This window comes from Helicobacter pylori (assembly GCF_006439795.1).
Classification (GTDB): domain Bacteria; phylum Campylobacterota; class Campylobacteria; order Campylobacterales; family Helicobacteraceae; genus Helicobacter; species Helicobacter pylori_CR.
Window position 1 is genome coordinate 39,014 of record NZ_VEYL01000011.1, and the last position, 14,163, is coordinate 53,176.

16 protein-coding genes and 2 pseudogenes are annotated in these 14,163 nt (G+C 39.2%); 17 read left to right on the top strand and 1 reads right to left on the bottom strand.

All coding sequences use genetic code 11. The annotated features are described in order from the left end of the window. Positions 1-9: 9 nt before the first annotated feature. Positions 10-630: a M48 family metallopeptidase gene (locus tag FIM66_RS05635; RefSeq protein WP_140600184.1), complete on the bottom strand. Its 621-nt coding sequence runs from the start codon at positions 628-630 to the stop codon at positions 10-12. 81 nt (positions 631-711) lie between these two features. On the opposite strand from FIM66_RS05635, the gene FIM66_RS05640 reads away from it, so the two are divergent. The 17 genes and pseudogenes from FIM66_RS05640 to FIM66_RS08335 all read left to right on the top strand — a co-directional run. Beyond that, positions 712-1,548, top strand: coding sequence for a glycosyltransferase family 25 protein (locus FIM66_RS05640; protein ID WP_140600185.1), 837 nt, complete (start codon positions 712-714; stop codon positions 1,546-1,548). A 102-nt stretch (positions 1,549-1,650) separates the two neighbouring features. Next, positions 1,651-2,685 carry a bifunctional 3,4-dihydroxy-2-butanone 4-phosphate synthase/GTP cyclohydrolase II gene (locus FIM66_RS05645; protein ID WP_140490272.1) on the top strand — a complete coding sequence of 345 codons (1,035 nt, stop codon included), beginning with the start codon at positions 1,651-1,653 and terminating at the stop codon, positions 2,683-2,685. A 78-nt stretch (positions 2,686-2,763) separates the two neighbouring features. Next, positions 2,764-2,901, top strand: coding sequence for a hypothetical protein (locus FIM66_RS08165; protein WP_238700922.1), 138 nt, complete (start codon positions 2,764-2,766; stop codon positions 2,899-2,901). Further along, entirely contained in the window at positions 2,891-3,613 is a 723-nt protein-coding gene (locus tag FIM66_RS05650; protein WP_238699344.1) for a DUF3943 domain-containing protein, read from the top strand. Before FIM66_RS08165 ends, FIM66_RS05650 begins: the two co-directional genes overlap by 11 nt. 87 nt (positions 3,614-3,700) lie before the next feature. After that, on the top strand, positions 3,701-4,279 hold the full coding sequence (gene ribA / locus FIM66_RS05655) for a GTP cyclohydrolase II (protein WP_000825060.1): 579 nt from the start codon (positions 3,701-3,703) through the stop codon (positions 4,277-4,279). A 76-nt stretch (positions 4,280-4,355) separates the two neighbouring features. Then, a complete protein-coding gene (locus FIM66_RS05660) occupies positions 4,356-4,577 on the top strand; it encodes a MoaD/ThiS family protein (protein WP_162969698.1) in 222 nt (73 codons plus the stop codon). After that, a complete protein-coding gene (locus tag FIM66_RS05665; protein ID WP_140600186.1) occupies positions 4,578-5,015 on the top strand; it encodes a molybdopterin synthase catalytic subunit in 438 nt (145 codons plus the stop codon). Between the two features lie 12 nt (positions 5,016-5,027). After that, complete coding sequence (gene mog / locus FIM66_RS05670) at positions 5,028-5,558, top strand: molybdopterin adenylyltransferase (protein ID WP_001193319.1); 531 nt, start codon at positions 5,028-5,030, stop codon at positions 5,556-5,558. An 8-nt stretch (positions 5,559-5,566) separates the two neighbouring features. Then, positions 5,567-6,043 carry a cyclic pyranopterin monophosphate synthase MoaC gene (gene moaC / locus FIM66_RS05675; RefSeq protein WP_001131552.1) on the top strand — a complete coding sequence of 159 codons (477 nt, stop codon included), beginning with the start codon at positions 5,567-5,569 and terminating at the stop codon, positions 6,041-6,043. Between the two features lie 107 nt (positions 6,044-6,150). Beyond that, positions 6,151-6,933 carry a flagellar sheath lipoprotein HpaA gene (gene hpaA, locus FIM66_RS05680; RefSeq protein WP_000646641.1) on the top strand — a complete coding sequence of 261 codons (783 nt, stop codon included), beginning with the start codon at positions 6,151-6,153 and terminating at the stop codon, positions 6,931-6,933. A 24-nt stretch (positions 6,934-6,957) separates the two neighbouring features. Continuing rightward, positions 6,958-7,794, top strand: a pseudogene (locus FIM66_RS05685) (outer membrane protein). A 111-nt stretch (positions 7,795-7,905) separates the two neighbouring features. After that, positions 7,906-9,261 carry a trigger factor gene (gene tig / locus FIM66_RS05690; RefSeq protein WP_140548898.1) on the top strand — a complete coding sequence of 452 codons (1,356 nt, stop codon included), beginning with the start codon at positions 7,906-7,908 and terminating at the stop codon, positions 9,259-9,261. A gap of 20 nt (positions 9,262-9,281) precedes the next feature. Next, positions 9,282-9,869 (top strand): ATP-dependent Clp endopeptidase proteolytic subunit ClpP, encoded by a 588-nt coding sequence (clpP, locus tag FIM66_RS05695; protein WP_000540573.1) that lies wholly within the window; start codon positions 9,282-9,284, stop codon positions 9,867-9,869. A gap of 4 nt (positions 9,870-9,873) precedes the next feature. Then, on the top strand, positions 9,874-10,401 hold the full coding sequence (def, locus tag FIM66_RS05700) for a peptide deformylase (protein WP_024112304.1): 528 nt from the start codon (positions 9,874-9,876) through the stop codon (positions 10,399-10,401). 2 nt (positions 10,402-10,403) lie between these two features. Further along, complete coding sequence (locus tag FIM66_RS05705) at positions 10,404-11,924, top strand: YifB family Mg chelatase-like AAA ATPase (RefSeq protein ID WP_140600187.1); 1,521 nt, start codon at positions 10,404-10,406, stop codon at positions 11,922-11,924. A gap of 24 nt (positions 11,925-11,948) precedes the next feature. Then, on the top strand, positions 11,949-14,009 hold the full coding sequence (locus FIM66_RS05710) for a heavy metal translocating P-type ATPase (RefSeq protein WP_140600188.1): 2,061 nt from the start codon (positions 11,949-11,951) through the stop codon (positions 14,007-14,009). Between the two features lie 47 nt (positions 14,010-14,056). Further along, positions 14,057-14,163 (top strand): annotated as a pseudogene (locus FIM66_RS08335) (restriction endonuclease subunit S); the annotation flags it as partial.

Sequence of the window (14,163 nt, forward strand, 5' to 3'; positions counted from 1 at the left end):
GCTTAATCTTTAGGGTTGTAGTTGCTTAAGCAATTGGGTATAAAAAACAACTTTTTGTTTTAAATGCTCTCTTAGAGCGCGGTAATTAGGGCAAAAGGTTTTTACGCAACGCCAGAAATTTTGAGAATGGTTTTTGTGGATTGTGTGGGCGAGCTCATGGATAATGACATAATCAATCGCTTCTTTTTGGGCGCAAATCAGTAATAAAGCAAAACTCAAGCGGTTATGATAAGAGCAGCTCCCTAAAACTTTAGCGTTATTTCTAATGCTGAAATGGGTGTATGAAGTTTGCATTTTTTGAGCGATTAAGGGGAGTTTTCGCTCCAAATAAGTTTTTAAGATTTTTTTAAGATCTGTTAGGGTGTAATCGTTGGCGTTTTTCACCTCATCAAACACAAGGATTTTATCCTTATAAGTGTTTAGGCGCGAGTGTAAAAGGGAGTATTTTTCTTGCATCGCTAAAAGGGTTTTTTTTAGCCAAGCTTCTTGCTCTTTTAAAAAAGCACTCGCCCTAGCTTGAGGGCAAGAATCAGGCATTTTTAGAATCACTTCTAAAGAGGGCGTGATATTCAAGCTTAGGGTTTTGATTTTTTTACTTTTTTGAATGGTAATAGGAATATCATCTAACATGGTGCGTATTTTACTAAAATTTGCGCTAGAATGTAAGTCTGTTTAATATTGATTTTATTTCTATTAAGAATTAAGGCTAACATGCGTGTTTTTATTATTCATTTAAGCCCCAAAACCTGTCACAATTTTTCTTTAAAAGAAACTCATATAACCCCCCTTTTAGAGAGCCTTAAACTTCAAGGGATCTCTTATGAAATTTTTGATGCGATCTATTCTAAAATCTCTCCCACTCAATTACACCCCTTGATTTTAGAGCATTTGCACCCTTCTTTTGTGATTGAAGATTTATTAGCTTTTTGTAAGAATGAAAAACACCCCCCTTGCGCGTTCAAAAATTTCTTTTACGCGCTCAAGCATTGCGGGAAGAGGATGGGGTTTGGGGAGCTTGGGTGCTATGCGAGCCATTATTCGTTGTGGCAAAAATGCATAGAGCTCAATGAAGCGATCTGTATTTTAGAAGACGATATTGTTTTAAAAGAGCGTTTTAAAGAGAGCCTGGAGTTTTGTGATAAACACATCAACGAATTAGGCTATATCCGTTTGATGCATTTAGAAGAAAATGTGGCTAAACAAAAAACTCCCATTAGAGGGGTTTCTCAAATCTTAAATTTTAAAGATGGCATTGGCACTCAAGGGTATGTTTTAACCCCCAAAGCTGCGCAAAAATTATTGAAATACAGCGCGAAAGAATGGGTGATGCCTATAGATTGCGTGATGGATAGGCATTATTGGCATGGGGTCAAAAGCTATGTGTTAGAAGAATTTGCGATCGCTTGCGATGAGATGAACGCTCAAAACTCCAACACAGAAAAACAAAGGCCTAAAAAACTACCTTTAAGCATCAGGATTGGCCGTTCTTTGCATAAGGGTGCAATTAAACAATGGAATATTTTGAAATCATTTTTTCCTGATCAATAATCAAGTAATAATCGTTATTAAACATGCTATATTTCTTTTTTCACAATCTCAATTAATTTTTAATTGGATGAGACTAGGGGGAATGAAACTTAGGGAGTTAGAATGATCTTAAAACGAGTTACTGAAGCTTTAGAAGCGTATAAAAATGGCGAAATGCTTATTGTTATGGACGATGAAGACAGAGAAAATGAGGGGGATTTGGTTTTAGCTGGGATTTTTTCTACCCCTGAGAAAATCAATTTCATGGCCACGCACGCTAGGGGGTTGATTTGCGTGTCTTTGACCAAAGATTTAGCGAAAAAATTTGAATTGCCTCCTATGGTTAGCGTGAATGATTCTAACCATGAGACCGCTTTCACGGTTTCCATTGACGCTAAAGAAGCCAAAACCGGGATTTCTGCTTTTGAAAGGCATTTGACGATTGAATTATTGTGTAAAGACACCACCAAACCGAGCGATTTTGTGCGCCCAGGGCATATTTTCCCTTTAATCGCAAAAGACGGGGGCGTGTTAGCGCGCACGGGCCATACGGAAGCGAGCGTGGATTTGTGCAAATTAGCTGGATTAAAGCCCGTGAGCGTGATTTGTGAAATCATGAAAGAAGACGGCTCTATGGCGAGGAGAGGGGATAAATTTTTGAGCGATTTCGCCCTTAAACACAACCTTAAAACCCTTTATGTCTCTGATTTGATTAGCTATCGTTTGGAAAATGAAAGTTTGCTGAAAATGTTTTGCCAAGAAGAAAGGGAATTTTTAAAACACCAAACGCAATGCTACACTTTTTTAGACCACCAGCAAAAAAACCATTACGCTTTTAAGTTTAAAGGCGCAAAAACCCATGATTTAGCCCCTTTAGTGCGTTTCCACCCTATCAAAGAGGATTTTGATTTTTTGACGACTGGTGCGTTTGAAGCGTTTTTTAAGGCTTTAGAATATTTAAAGCGCGAAGGGGGTTATTTGATCTTTATGAACACGCATTCCAAAGAAAACAATATCGTTAAAGATTTTGGGATCGGAGCGTTAGTGTTAAAAAATTTGGGGATAAAGGATTTCAGGCTTTTAAGCTCTTCTGAAGACAGGCAGTATCAGGCTTTGAGTGGGTTTGGGCTTAAGCTTGTAGAAACGATTAGCCTTTAAGAGGCTTGTTAAGTTTTATTGAATGTGTTGTAATGTTTTTAAGGTATAATAAACTCTTTTTAAGTCAAGCAATAAAGTTTGCAACCTGATGAAAGTAATAATAGAGTTTATGCTGATTTCATTAAAAACATTCCTAAAAATATTATTAAAAATATTCCTAAAAACCTTCCAAAAGATTTGGGTAGTTTGCGTTATTATTTGGGGGTTGGGCTGTAGTTTTTTAAACGCTAACAGCATTCAATTAGAAGAAACGCTCAGACGAAGCCCTAAAAATCTTATTTGGCAACACTTTAAAAAGAAGTTTAAAAAGAGCAACACGATCCCTTATGCCCCAAACAGCCGTTGGAAATATTTAGGCACGAGCATAGGGATTTTGGGCGTGTCGTTGGTGATAGGGATTGTAGGGTTGTATCTCATGCCAGAGAGCGTAACGAATTGGGATAGAGAAAAGTTTGGGATCAAAAGTTGGTTTGAAAATGTCCGCATGGGGCCAAAACTAGACAACGATAGTTTTATTTTTAATGAAATTTTGCACCCTTATTTTGGGGCTATGTATTATATGCAACCGCGCATGGCTGGGTTTGGCTGGATGGCATCAGCGTTTTTTTCTTTTATCACTTCCACGCTTTTTTGGGAATATGGCTTGGAAGCGTTTGTGGAAGTGCCTAGCTGGCAGGATTTAGTGATCACCCCTTTATTAGGCTCCATTTTAGGGGAAGGGTTTTATCAGCTCACGCGCTATATCCAGCGCAACGAAGGCAAGCTTTTTGGCTCTTTATTTTTAGGGCGTTTGGTTATCGCTCTTATGGATCCTATCGGTTTTATCATTAGGGATTTAGGGCTTGGGGAAGCTTTAGGGATTTATAATAAACATGAAATCCGTTCCAGCTTAAGCCACAATGGTTTGAATTTGACCTACAAATTTTAAGAGCTTAAAATTTAAGAAAATTATAAAGAGTTTTGATAGAATACTTTTTTTAAAAGACGCGTTTTAAAACTAATTTTAGGAGTATCCTTGAAACGATTAGAAGTCTCTAACCAAGCCAAATTACCCACTCAATTTGGGGAGTTTTATATCCAATGTTTTAGAGAAAAGGGTTCTAATGGCTCTAAAGATCATTTAGTCATTTTCACCCCTAATTTTTCTCAAAACCCCTTAGTGCGTTTGCATTCAGAATGCTTAACGGGTGATGCTCTAGGCTCTCAAAAATGCGATTGCGGGGGGGCGTTGCAAATGGCGTTAGAAAGGATTTCTAAAGAAGGGGGGCTAGTGATTTATTTGCGCCAAGAAGGGCGTGGGATAGGGCTATTTAATAAAGTCAATGCCTACGCTTTGCAAGATAAAGGCTATGATACCATTCAAGCCAATGAAATGATAGGGTTTAAAGACGATGAAAGGGATTATAGTGTTGCGGGTGAGATTTTAGAATATTACCATATTAAAAAAATGCGCTTACTCACGAATAACCCTAAAAAAATCGCCGCTTTAGAAAAATACGCTGAAGTAACAAGAGAGAGTTTGATCGTGTGCGCTAATGAACACAATCAAGGGTATTTGGAAGTCAAAAAGCTCAAAATGGGGCATTTGTTGTAGAAACCATGAACGCTTTAAAGAGATTTTGAAAATATTTTAAAATCATGCTTTAAAAGATTCAATATAAGGGTAAATGATGGTAGAAGTGCGATTTTTTGGACCCATAAAAGAAGAAAATTTTTTCATCAAAGCGAATGATTTGAAAGAATTAAGAGCGATTTTACAAGAAAAAGAGGGCTTAAAAGAGTGGTTGGGCGTTTGCGCGATAGCCCTTAATGATCATTTGATAGACAATTTAGATGTGCCTTTAAAAGATGGCGATGTGGTAAGTTTGTTGCCACCGGTTTGTGGGGGCTAGGTGTTAAAAATCATTCAAGGGGCATTAGATACTAGCGAGCTTTTAAAAGCCTATCAAGAGGAAGCTTGCGCGAAAAACTTTGGAGCGTTTTGTGTGTTTGTTGGGATTGTGAGAGGAGAGGAAAATATTCAAGGCTTGAGTTTTGATATTCATGAAGCGTTGTTAAAGACTTGGTTTGAAAAATGGCACCATAAAGCCAAAGATTTGGGCGTGGTGTTAAAAATGGCGCACAGCTTGGGCGATGTTTTGATAGGACAAAGCTCATTTTTATGCGTTTTAATGGGAAAGAATAGAAAAAACGCCTTAGAACTATACGAAGATTTTATTGAAGATTTTAAGCATAACGCCCCTATTTGGAAATACGATTTAATTCATAATCAACGCGTCTACACTAAAGAAAGAAGCCACCTTTTAAAAGGGAGTGGGCTTTTAGCTTAAAAAGGAGTTAAAATGCAAACGATTCATATAGGCGTTTTGAGCGCGAGCGATAGAGCGTCAAAAGGGATTTATGAAGATTTAAGCGGGAAAGCGATACAAGAAGTGTTGAGCGAATACCTGCTCAATCCTTTAGAATTCCATTACGAAATTGTCGCTGATGAAAGGGATTTGATTGAAAAATCGCTGATTAAAATGTGCGATGAATACCAATGCGATCTAGTCGTTACTACAGGAGGCACAGGCCCTGCTTTAAGAGATATAACCCCAGAAGCCACAGAAAAAGTGTGCCAAAAAATGCTTCCTGGTTTTGGAGAGCTTATGCGGATGACTAGTTTAAAATACGTGCCTACAGCGATCCTGTCGCGCCAAAGCGCTGGTATTAGGAATAAGAGTTTGATTGTCAATCTCCCTGGTAAGCCAAAAAGTATTAGAGAATGCTTAGAGGCGGTTTTTCCAGCGATTCCTTATTGCGTGGATTTGATTTTAGGAAATTATATGCAAGTGAATGAAAAAAACATTCAAGCGTTTCGCCCCAAACAATGAGGTAAAAAATGCCACTCACTCATTTGAATGAAGAAAATCAGCCTAAAATGGTGGATATAGGGGATAAGGAAACCACTGAAAGAATCGCTTTAGCAAGCGGTCGTATCAGCATGAATAAAGAGGCTTATGACGCTATTGTTAATCATTGCGTCAAAAAGGGTCCGGTGTTACAGACCGCTATTATTGCTGGGATTATGGGGGCTAAAAAGACAAGCGAGCTCATTCCCATGTGCCATTCAATCATGCTCAATGGGGTGGATATTGATATTTTAGAAGAAAAAGAGACTTGTAGTTTTAAACTCTATGCGAGAGTCAAAACTCAAGCTAAAACGGGCGTAGAAATGGAAGCGCTAATGAGTGTGAGCATAGGGCTTTTAACCATTTATGACATGGTGAAAGCCATTGATAAGAGCATGACAATTAGCGGTGTGATGCTGGAGCATAAAAGTGGAGGCAAAAGTGGGGATTATAACGCTAAAAAATAGAAAAAGACTAATAATAGGGTAGAATAACATTTTGACAACAAAAGCGTGTTGGTTGCTTCGGGTTTGTTGTTATAGAAGTCTAAAATATTACAATCAAGGATAGAACGATGAAAGCAAATAATCATTTTAAAGATTTTGCATGGAAAAAATGCCTTTTAGGCGCGAGCGTGGCGGCTTTATTAGTGGGATGCAGCCCGCATATTATTGAAACCAATGAAGTCGCTTTGAAATTGAATTACCATCCAGCTAGCGAGAAAGTTCAAGCGTTAGATGAAAAGATTTTGCTTTTAAGGCCAGCTTTTCAATACAGCGATAATATCGCTAAAGAGTATGAAAACAAATTCAAGAATCAAACTGCACTCAAGGTTGAACAGATTTTGCAAAATCAGGGCTATAAGGTTATTAATGTAGATAGCAGCGATAAAGACGATTTTTCTTTTGCACAAAAAAAAGAAGGGTATTTGGCCGTCGCTATGAATGGCGAAATTGTTTTACGCCCCGATCCTAAAAGGACCATACAGAAAAAATCAGAACCCGGGTTATTATTCTCCACTGGTTTGGATAAAATGGAAGGGGTTTTAATCCCGGCCGGGTTTGTCAAGGTTACCATACTAGAGCCTATGAGTGGGGAATCTTTGGATTCTTTTACGATGGATTTGAGCGAGTTGGACATCCAAGAAAAATTCTTAAAAACCACCCATTCAAGCCATAGCGGGGGGTTAGTTAGCACTATGGTTAAGGGAACGGATAATTCTAATGATGCGATTAAGAGCGCTTTGAATAAGATTTTTGCAAATATCATGCAAGAAATAGACAAAAAACTCACTCAAAAGAATTTAGAATCTTATCAAAAAGACGCCAAAGAATTAAAAGGCAAAAGAAACCGATAAAAACAAATACACAGAAGAGAACGCTTGAACAAACTGCTTAAAGGGGGTGTTTTAGCGTTCTTTTTGAGCGTGTATTTAAGGGCTGATGATTTGGTTACTTACACCATCATCAAAGAAAAAGATCTAGGATACCAGCGGTTTTTAGCCAAGAAGTGTTTAAGGGGCAAGACCCATTCTCCATGTTTTGCTGAGTCTAAAAAGCCCAAGAAAAAACTTTTTAACACAGACAAAAGTTCCCATTATTACGGCACAAGCGTGGTGCAAATGTCATGGCTACAGAGTAGGGAAAAATTTGAAAACCATTCAAAATACCGAGACATTCCTTTTGCTGAAGTCAGTTTGATTTATGGCTATAAACAATTTTTTCCTAAAAAAGAGCGCTATGGTTTCCGTTTTTATATTTCTTTGGATTACGCTTATGGCTTTTTTCTTAAAAATAAAGGCGCATTAGGCGATAGTTTGAGGGAGAGTTCGCAGATCCCTAAAAGCTATAGAGAAAAGTTGCAAAGAAAAGAGACTTTTATTAACGCTATTTTTTATGGCGCGGGAGCTGACTTTTTATAAAAACGCGCTTTTGGAACGCTGATTTTAGGGATGAATTTCGTGGGCGAAACCTGGTTTTATGAAACAAAGATTTTTAAAAAGTGGGCTAAAGATCCTTTAAGCGTTTATCACCCTTACATGTTTCAAGTGATGTTGAATGTGGGGTATCGTTACCGCTTTTCAAGGTATAAGAATTGGGCGATAGAATTGGGTGCACGCATCCCTTTTTTAACCAATGATTATTTTAAAACCCCTTTATACACCCTTCATTTTAGGCACAATATTTCTGTCTATCTCACTTCAACTTATGACTTTTAGTTTTTTAAATTTTTGAAAACTGGAATTAAAACCGCTTTTTATAAACCGGAATTAAAACAAATTAAGCTATAATGATACAAAAATTTAATTTTTTAACCATTAAGGAAAAAAATGAATCTTGAAGTGAAAAAGATTGACACCGCTAACGCCCGTTTGAGTGCTAAACCTTCCATTGAAAATTTAGAAAAGCGTTATGATAAAATCGCTCAAAAAATCGCCCAAAAAGTTAAAATTGATGGCTTTAGAAGAGGTAAGGTCCCCCTTAGTTTAGTGAAAACCCGTTATCAAGCCCAAATTGAAAAAGACGCTCAAGAAGAAATGATTCAAGAGGTTTTGAAAAACGCTTTTAAGGAATTAGGGATTGAAAATAAGGATTTAATCGGCAGCCCCAACCTCACTAAATTTGAAAAAAAAGACACGCATTTTGAAATAGAAGCGGACATCGGCTTAAAACCCACGATTGTTTTAGACAAGATCAAAGAGTGCGTGCCTAGCGTGGGAGTGGAAATCCCCAATGAAGAAAAAATTGATGAGCGTTTGAAACAGCTCGCTAAAGACTATGCGAAATTTGTGGATACTGACGCTCAAAGAAAAGCTCAAAACGACGATAAATTAACGATTGATTTTGAAGGCTTTATAGATAATGCGCCTTTTGAAGGGGGCAAGGCTGAAAATTTCAGTTTGATTTTAGGCAATAAGCAAATGCTAGAAGATTTTGAAAAGGCTCTTTTAGGCATGCAAGCGGGCGAGGAAAAAGAATTTCCTTTGACTTTCCCTAGCGAATACCACGCAGAGCATTTGGCCGGCAAAGAAGCCCTTTTTAAAGTGAAATTGCACCAGATTCAAGCGCGTGAAGCGTTAGAAATCAATGACGAACTCGCTAAAATCGTGTTGGCTAATGAAGAGAATGCGGCTTTAAAGCTTTTAAAAGAAAGGGTTGAAGGGCAGTTGTTTTTAGAAAATAAAGCCAGGCTTTATAATGAAGAGTTGAAAGAAAAATTGATTGAAAATTTAGATGAAAAGATTGTTTTTGATTTGCCTAAAACGATCATAGAGCAAGAAATGGATTTGTTGTTCAGGAACGCTCTTTATTCCATGCAAGCTGAGGAAGTCAAATCCTTACAAGAAAGTCAAGAAAAAGCCAAAGAAAAGCGCGAGAGCTTTAGGAATGATGCGACAAAAAGCGTGAAAATCACTTTCATCATTGACGCTTTAGCGAAGGAAGAAAAAATTGGCGTGCATGACAATGAAGTCTTTCAAACCTTGTATTATGAAGCGATGATGACAGGGCAAAACCCAGAAAGTCTCATTGAACAATACCGCAAAAATAACATGTTGGCGGCGGTGAAAATGGCGATGATTGAAGATAGGGTGTTAGCTTATTTGTTGGATAAAAACCTGCCTAAAGAGCAACAAGAAATTTTGGAAAAAATGAGACCCAACGCTCAAAAAATTCAAGCGGGTTAAACGGCTAAAAAGGAGAGATGATGGGATACATTCCTTATGTAATAGAGAATACCGATCGTGGGGAGCGCAGCTATGATATTTACTCGCGCCTTTTAAAGGATCGCATTGTTTTATTGAGCGGTGAGATCAATGATAGCGTGGCGTCTTCTATCGTGGCCCAACTCTTGTTTTTGGAAGCTGAAGACCCTGAAAAAGACATTGGCTTATATATCAATTCTCCCGGTGGGGTGATAACAAGCGGTCTTAGCATTTATGACACCATGAATTTTATCCGCCCTGATGTTTCCACGATTTGCATCGGTCAAGCGGCTTCTATGGGGGCGTTTTTACTGAGCTGTGGGGCTAAGGGCAAGCGCTTTTCATTGCCCCATTCAAGGATTATGATCCACCAGCCTTTAGGGGGGGCTCAAGGGCAAGCGAGCGATATTGAAATCATTTCTAATGAGATTCTCAGGCTTAAGGGTTTGATGAATTCTATTCTGGCTCAAAACTCAGGGCAGAGTTTGGAACAAATCGCTAAAGACACGGACAGGGATTTTTATATGAGCGCTAAAGAAGCTAAAGAGTATGGATTGATTGATAAAGTGTTACAGAAAAACGTGAAGTGATTGCATGGCGTTGTTAGAGATTATCCATTACCCTTCTAAAATTTTAAGAACGATTTCTAAAGAGGTCGTTTCTTTTGATGCAAAACTCCACCAACAGCTAGATGACATGCATGAGACTATGATCGCTAGTGAGGGGATAGGGTTAGCCGCTATTCAAGTGGGTTTGCCTTTAAGAATGCTTATTATCAATCTCCCACGAGAAGACGGCGTGCAACACAAAGAAGACTGCTTGGAAATCATTAACCCTAAGTTTATAGAAACTAAAGGGACGATAATGTATAAAGAAGGGTGCTTGTCTGTGCCAGGATTTTACGAAGAGGTGGAGCGTTTTGAAAAGGTGAAGATAGAGTATCAAAACCGCTTCGCTGAAGTGAAAGTTTTAGAAGCGAGCGAGCTTTTAGCGGTAGCCATTCAGCATGAGATCGATCATCTTAATGGCGTGTTATTCGTGGATAAATTATCCATTTTGAAGCGTAAGAAATTTGAAAAAGAATTAAAAGAATTAAGTAAAAATCCCAAAAACAAGTCCTAATCATGATTAACACGGTATTTTGTGCGACCATGCAAAGGGGAGTGGCAGAAATCGTGGCCGTGGAAGCGACTTTCACAAGGGCTTTGCCGGCGTTTGTGATTTCAGGATTGGCTAATAACTCTATCCAAGAAGCCAAACAACGGGTCCAATCGGCTTTACAAAATAACGATTTCACTTTCCCGCCTTTAAAAATCACCATCAACCTTTCCCCATCAGATTTGCCTAAATCCGGGAGCCATTTTGATTTGCCTATCGCTCTTTTAATCGCTTTGCAAAAACAAGAGTTGGCTTTTAAAGAGTGGTTTGCTTTTGGGGAGTTAGGGCTTGATGGCAAGATCAAACCCAATTCTAACATTTTCCCCATGCTTTTAGACATTGCCATTAAACACCCCCATGCTAAAGTCATTGCGCCTAAGGCTAATGAAGAGCTTTTTTCGCTCATCCCTAATTTGCAATGCTTTTTTGTGGAGCATTTTAAAGAAGCTTTAGAAATCTTGCAAAACCCTGAAATCAAAGCAGACACCCACACGAAAAAACTACCCTTTAAAACGATAGAATTGAACGATAAAGAGTATTATTTTTCAGACGCCTACGCCTTAGATTTTAAAGAAGTTAAGGGGCAAGCTGTCGCTAAAGAAGCCGCTTTGATCGCTAGCGCTGGGTTTCATAACTTGATTTTAGAGGGAAGTCCAGGGTGTGGGAAAAGCATGATCATTAACCGCATGCGTTATATTTTACCTCCATTAAGCCTGAATGAAATCCTAGAAGCGACAAAATTACGCATTTTAAGCGAGCAAGACAGCGCCTATTACCCCTTAAGGAGTTTTAGAAACCCTCACCAAAGCGCTTCAAAATCCAGTATTTTAGGCTCAAGCTCTCTAAAAGAGCCAAAACCTGGCGAAATCGCACTAGCGCATAACGGCATGCTTTTTTTTGATGAATTGCCTCATTTTAAAAAGGATATTTTGGAAGCTTTAAGAGAGCCTTTAGAAAACAATAAATTGGTGATCTCAAGAGTGCATAGCAAGATTGAATACGAAACCTCATTTTTATTTGTAGGGGCTCAAAACCCTTGCTTGTGCGGGAATTTACTCAGCGCAACCAAAGCATGCCGTTGCCAAGACAGAGAAATCACGCAGTATAAAAACCGCTTGAGCGAGCCTTTTTTAGACAGGATTGATTTGTTTGTGCAGATGGAAGAGGGGAATTATAAAGACACGCCCTCGCATTCTTGGACTTCAAAAGAGATGCATGAGTTAGTATTATTAGCTTTCAAACAGCAAAAATTAAGGAAACAGAGCGCTTTTAATGGTAAGCTTAATGAAGAGCAGATAGAACGATTTTGCCCTTTAAACGCTGAAGCAAAAAAGTTGTTAGAGCAGGCGGTTGAAAGGTTTAATCTGTCCATGCGCTCTGTTAATAAGGTCAAAAAAGTCGCTAGGACGATTGCGGATTTAAACGCTTGCGAGAATATAGAAAAATCTCACATGCTTAAAGCGCTGAGTTTTAGAAAGATTTCTTAAAAGGATTTTTATAAGGGAGAGAAAATGCAAGAATACCACATTCATAATTTGGATTGCCCTGATTGCGCGTCTAAATTAGAAAGGGATTTAAACAAATTGGATTATGTGAAAAAAGCTCAAATCAATTTCAGCACCAGTAGGTTGTTTTTGGACACGAGCGATTTTGAAAAGGTTAAGGCTTTCATCAAGCAAAATGAACCGCATTTGAGCCTGTCTTTTCAAGAGGCCGCAGAAAAGCCCTTGAGTTTTACCCCACTCATTATGACGATCATGGTTTTTTTGGGCGCGATTTTAATCTTACACCTAAACCCTAGCCCCTTTATTGAAAAAGCTATGTTTTTCGTGTTGGCTTTAGTGTATCTAGTGAGCGGTAAAGATGTGATTTTAGGGGCGTTTCGTGGGCTTAGAAAAGGGCAATTTTTTGATGAAAACGCTTTGATGCTCATTGCGACTATTGCGGCTTTTTGCGTGGGGGCTTATGAAGAGAGCGTGTCTATTATGGTGTTTTATTCAGCGGGCGAATTTTTGCAAAAACTCGCTGTCTCTCGCTCTAAAAAATCCCTTAAGGCTTTAGTGGATGTCGCTCCTAATTTGGCTTATTTGAAAAAGGGCGATGCGCTGGTGGGTGTCGCGCCTGAAGATTTAAGAGTCAATGACATTGTGGTGGTGAAAGTTGGCGAAAAAGTGCCTGTGGATGGCGTGGTGATTAAGGGCGAAAGTTTGCTAGATGAAAGGGCGTTGAGCGGGGAGTCTATGCCTGTTAATGTCAGCGAACATTCTAAAGTTTTAGGAGGGAGCTTGAATTTAAAAGCGGTCCTTGAAATTCAAGTGGAAAAAAGGTATAGAGATTCTTCTATCGCTAAAGTGGTGGATTTGGTCCAACAAGCCACGAATGAAAAGAGCGAAACAGAGAAATTCATCACTAAATTTTCACGCTACTACACCCCAAGCGTTTTATTCATTGCGTTAATGATCGCTGTATTGCCGCCCTTGTTTTCTATGGGGAGCTTTGATGAGTGGATTTATAGGGGGCTTGTGGCTTTAATGGTGAGCTGTCCTTGCGCGTTAGTGATTTCTGTGCCTTTAGGGTATTTTGGGGGCGTGGGAGCGGCGAGCCGAAAGGGCATTTTAATGAAAGGCGTGCATGTTTTAGAGGTGCTTACCCAAGCTAAAAGCATCGCCTTTGATAAAACCGGCACTTTGACTAAAGGCGTTTTTAAAGTAACAGATATTGTGCCGCAAAACGGGCATTCTAAAGAAGAAGTTTTGCATTACGCTTCTTGTTCGCAGCTTTTATCCACGCACCCTATCGCTTTATCCATTCAAAAAGCATGCGAAGAAATGTTAAAGGACGATAAGCACCAGCATGACATTAAAAATTACGAAGAATTGAGCGGAATGGGGGTTAAAGCGCAATGCCATACGGATCTAATCATCGCAGGGAATGAAAAAATGCTCGATCAATTCCATATCGCGCACAGCCCTTCCAAAGAAAACGGCACGATCGTGCATGTGGCTTTTAACCAAACTTATATAGGCTATATCGTCATTAGCGATGAGATTAAAGATGACGCCATAGAGTGTTTAAGGGATTTAAAAGCGCAAGGGATAGAAAATTTTTGTATTTTGAGCGGGGACAGAAAAAGCGCAACTGAAAGCATCGCTCAAACTCTAGGCTGTGAATATTATGCGAGCTTGTTGCCTGAAGAAAAAACGAGCGTGTTTAAAACCTTTAAAGAACGCTATAAATCCCCGGCGATTTTTGTAGGCGATGGCATCAATGACGCTCCGACTCTAGCGAGTGCTGATGTGGGGATTGGCATGGGGAAAGGCTCAGAATTGAGCAAGCAAAGCGCAGACATTGTGATCACCAATGACTCCTTAAATTCGTTAGTCAAAGTCTTAGCGATCGCTAAAAAAACTAAAAGCATTATTTGGCAAAATATCTTGTTCGCTTTGGGGATTAAAGCCGTTTTTATCGTGCTAGGGCTTATGGGGGTAGCGAGCTTGTGGGAGGCGGTCTTTGGCGATGTGGGGGTTACGCTTTTAGCCTTAGCCAATTCCATGCGCGCGATGAGGGCTTAAAAAAGAGCCTTTTTATCGCTAGCGTTTTAGAAGCTTAAGGGGGCAAAATGCATAAAATAGAGCGCTTACTCCAAACTCTAGCGCCTAAGGGGGTGGAGTTTAGGAAGTTGGGGGAGGTGCTAGAGTATGATCAACCCAATAAATATTGCGTAAC

Excerpts from the sequence above, each read along its gene's own strand:
- FIM66_RS05705 (WP_140600187.1), top strand. The coding sequence starts at position 10,404 with ATGATTAACACGGTATTTTGTGCGACCATGCAAAGGGGAGTGGCAGAA.
- def (WP_024112304.1), top strand. The coding sequence starts at position 9,874 with ATGGCGTTGTTAGAGATTATCCATTACCCTTCTAAAATTTTAAGAACG.
- FIM66_RS05710 (WP_140600188.1), top strand. The coding sequence starts at position 11,949 with ATGCAAGAATACCACATTCATAATTTGGATTGCCCTGATTGCGCGTCT.
- FIM66_RS05640 (WP_140600185.1), top strand. The coding sequence starts at position 712 with ATGCGTGTTTTTATTATTCATTTAAGCCCCAAAACCTGTCACAATTTT.
- FIM66_RS05635 (WP_140600184.1), bottom strand. The coding sequence starts at position 630 with ATGTTAGATGATATTCCTATTACCATTCAAAAAAGTAAAAAAATCAAA.
- FIM66_RS05645 (WP_140490272.1), top strand. The coding sequence starts at position 1,651 with ATGATCTTAAAACGAGTTACTGAAGCTTTAGAAGCGTATAAAAATGGC.
- FIM66_RS05660 (WP_162969698.1), top strand. The coding sequence starts at position 4,356 with ATGGTAGAAGTGCGATTTTTTGGACCCATAAAAGAAGAAAATTTTTTC.
- mog (WP_001193319.1), top strand. The coding sequence starts at position 5,028 with ATGCAAACGATTCATATAGGCGTTTTGAGCGCGAGCGATAGAGCGTCA.
- tig (WP_140548898.1), top strand. The coding sequence starts at position 7,906 with ATGAATCTTGAAGTGAAAAAGATTGACACCGCTAACGCCCGTTTGAGT.
- moaC (WP_001131552.1), top strand. The coding sequence starts at position 5,567 with ATGCCACTCACTCATTTGAATGAAGAAAATCAGCCTAAAATGGTGGAT.
- clpP (WP_000540573.1), top strand. The coding sequence starts at position 9,282 with ATGGGATACATTCCTTATGTAATAGAGAATACCGATCGTGGGGAGCGC.
- hpaA (WP_000646641.1), top strand. The coding sequence starts at position 6,151 with ATGAAAGCAAATAATCATTTTAAAGATTTTGCATGGAAAAAATGCCTT.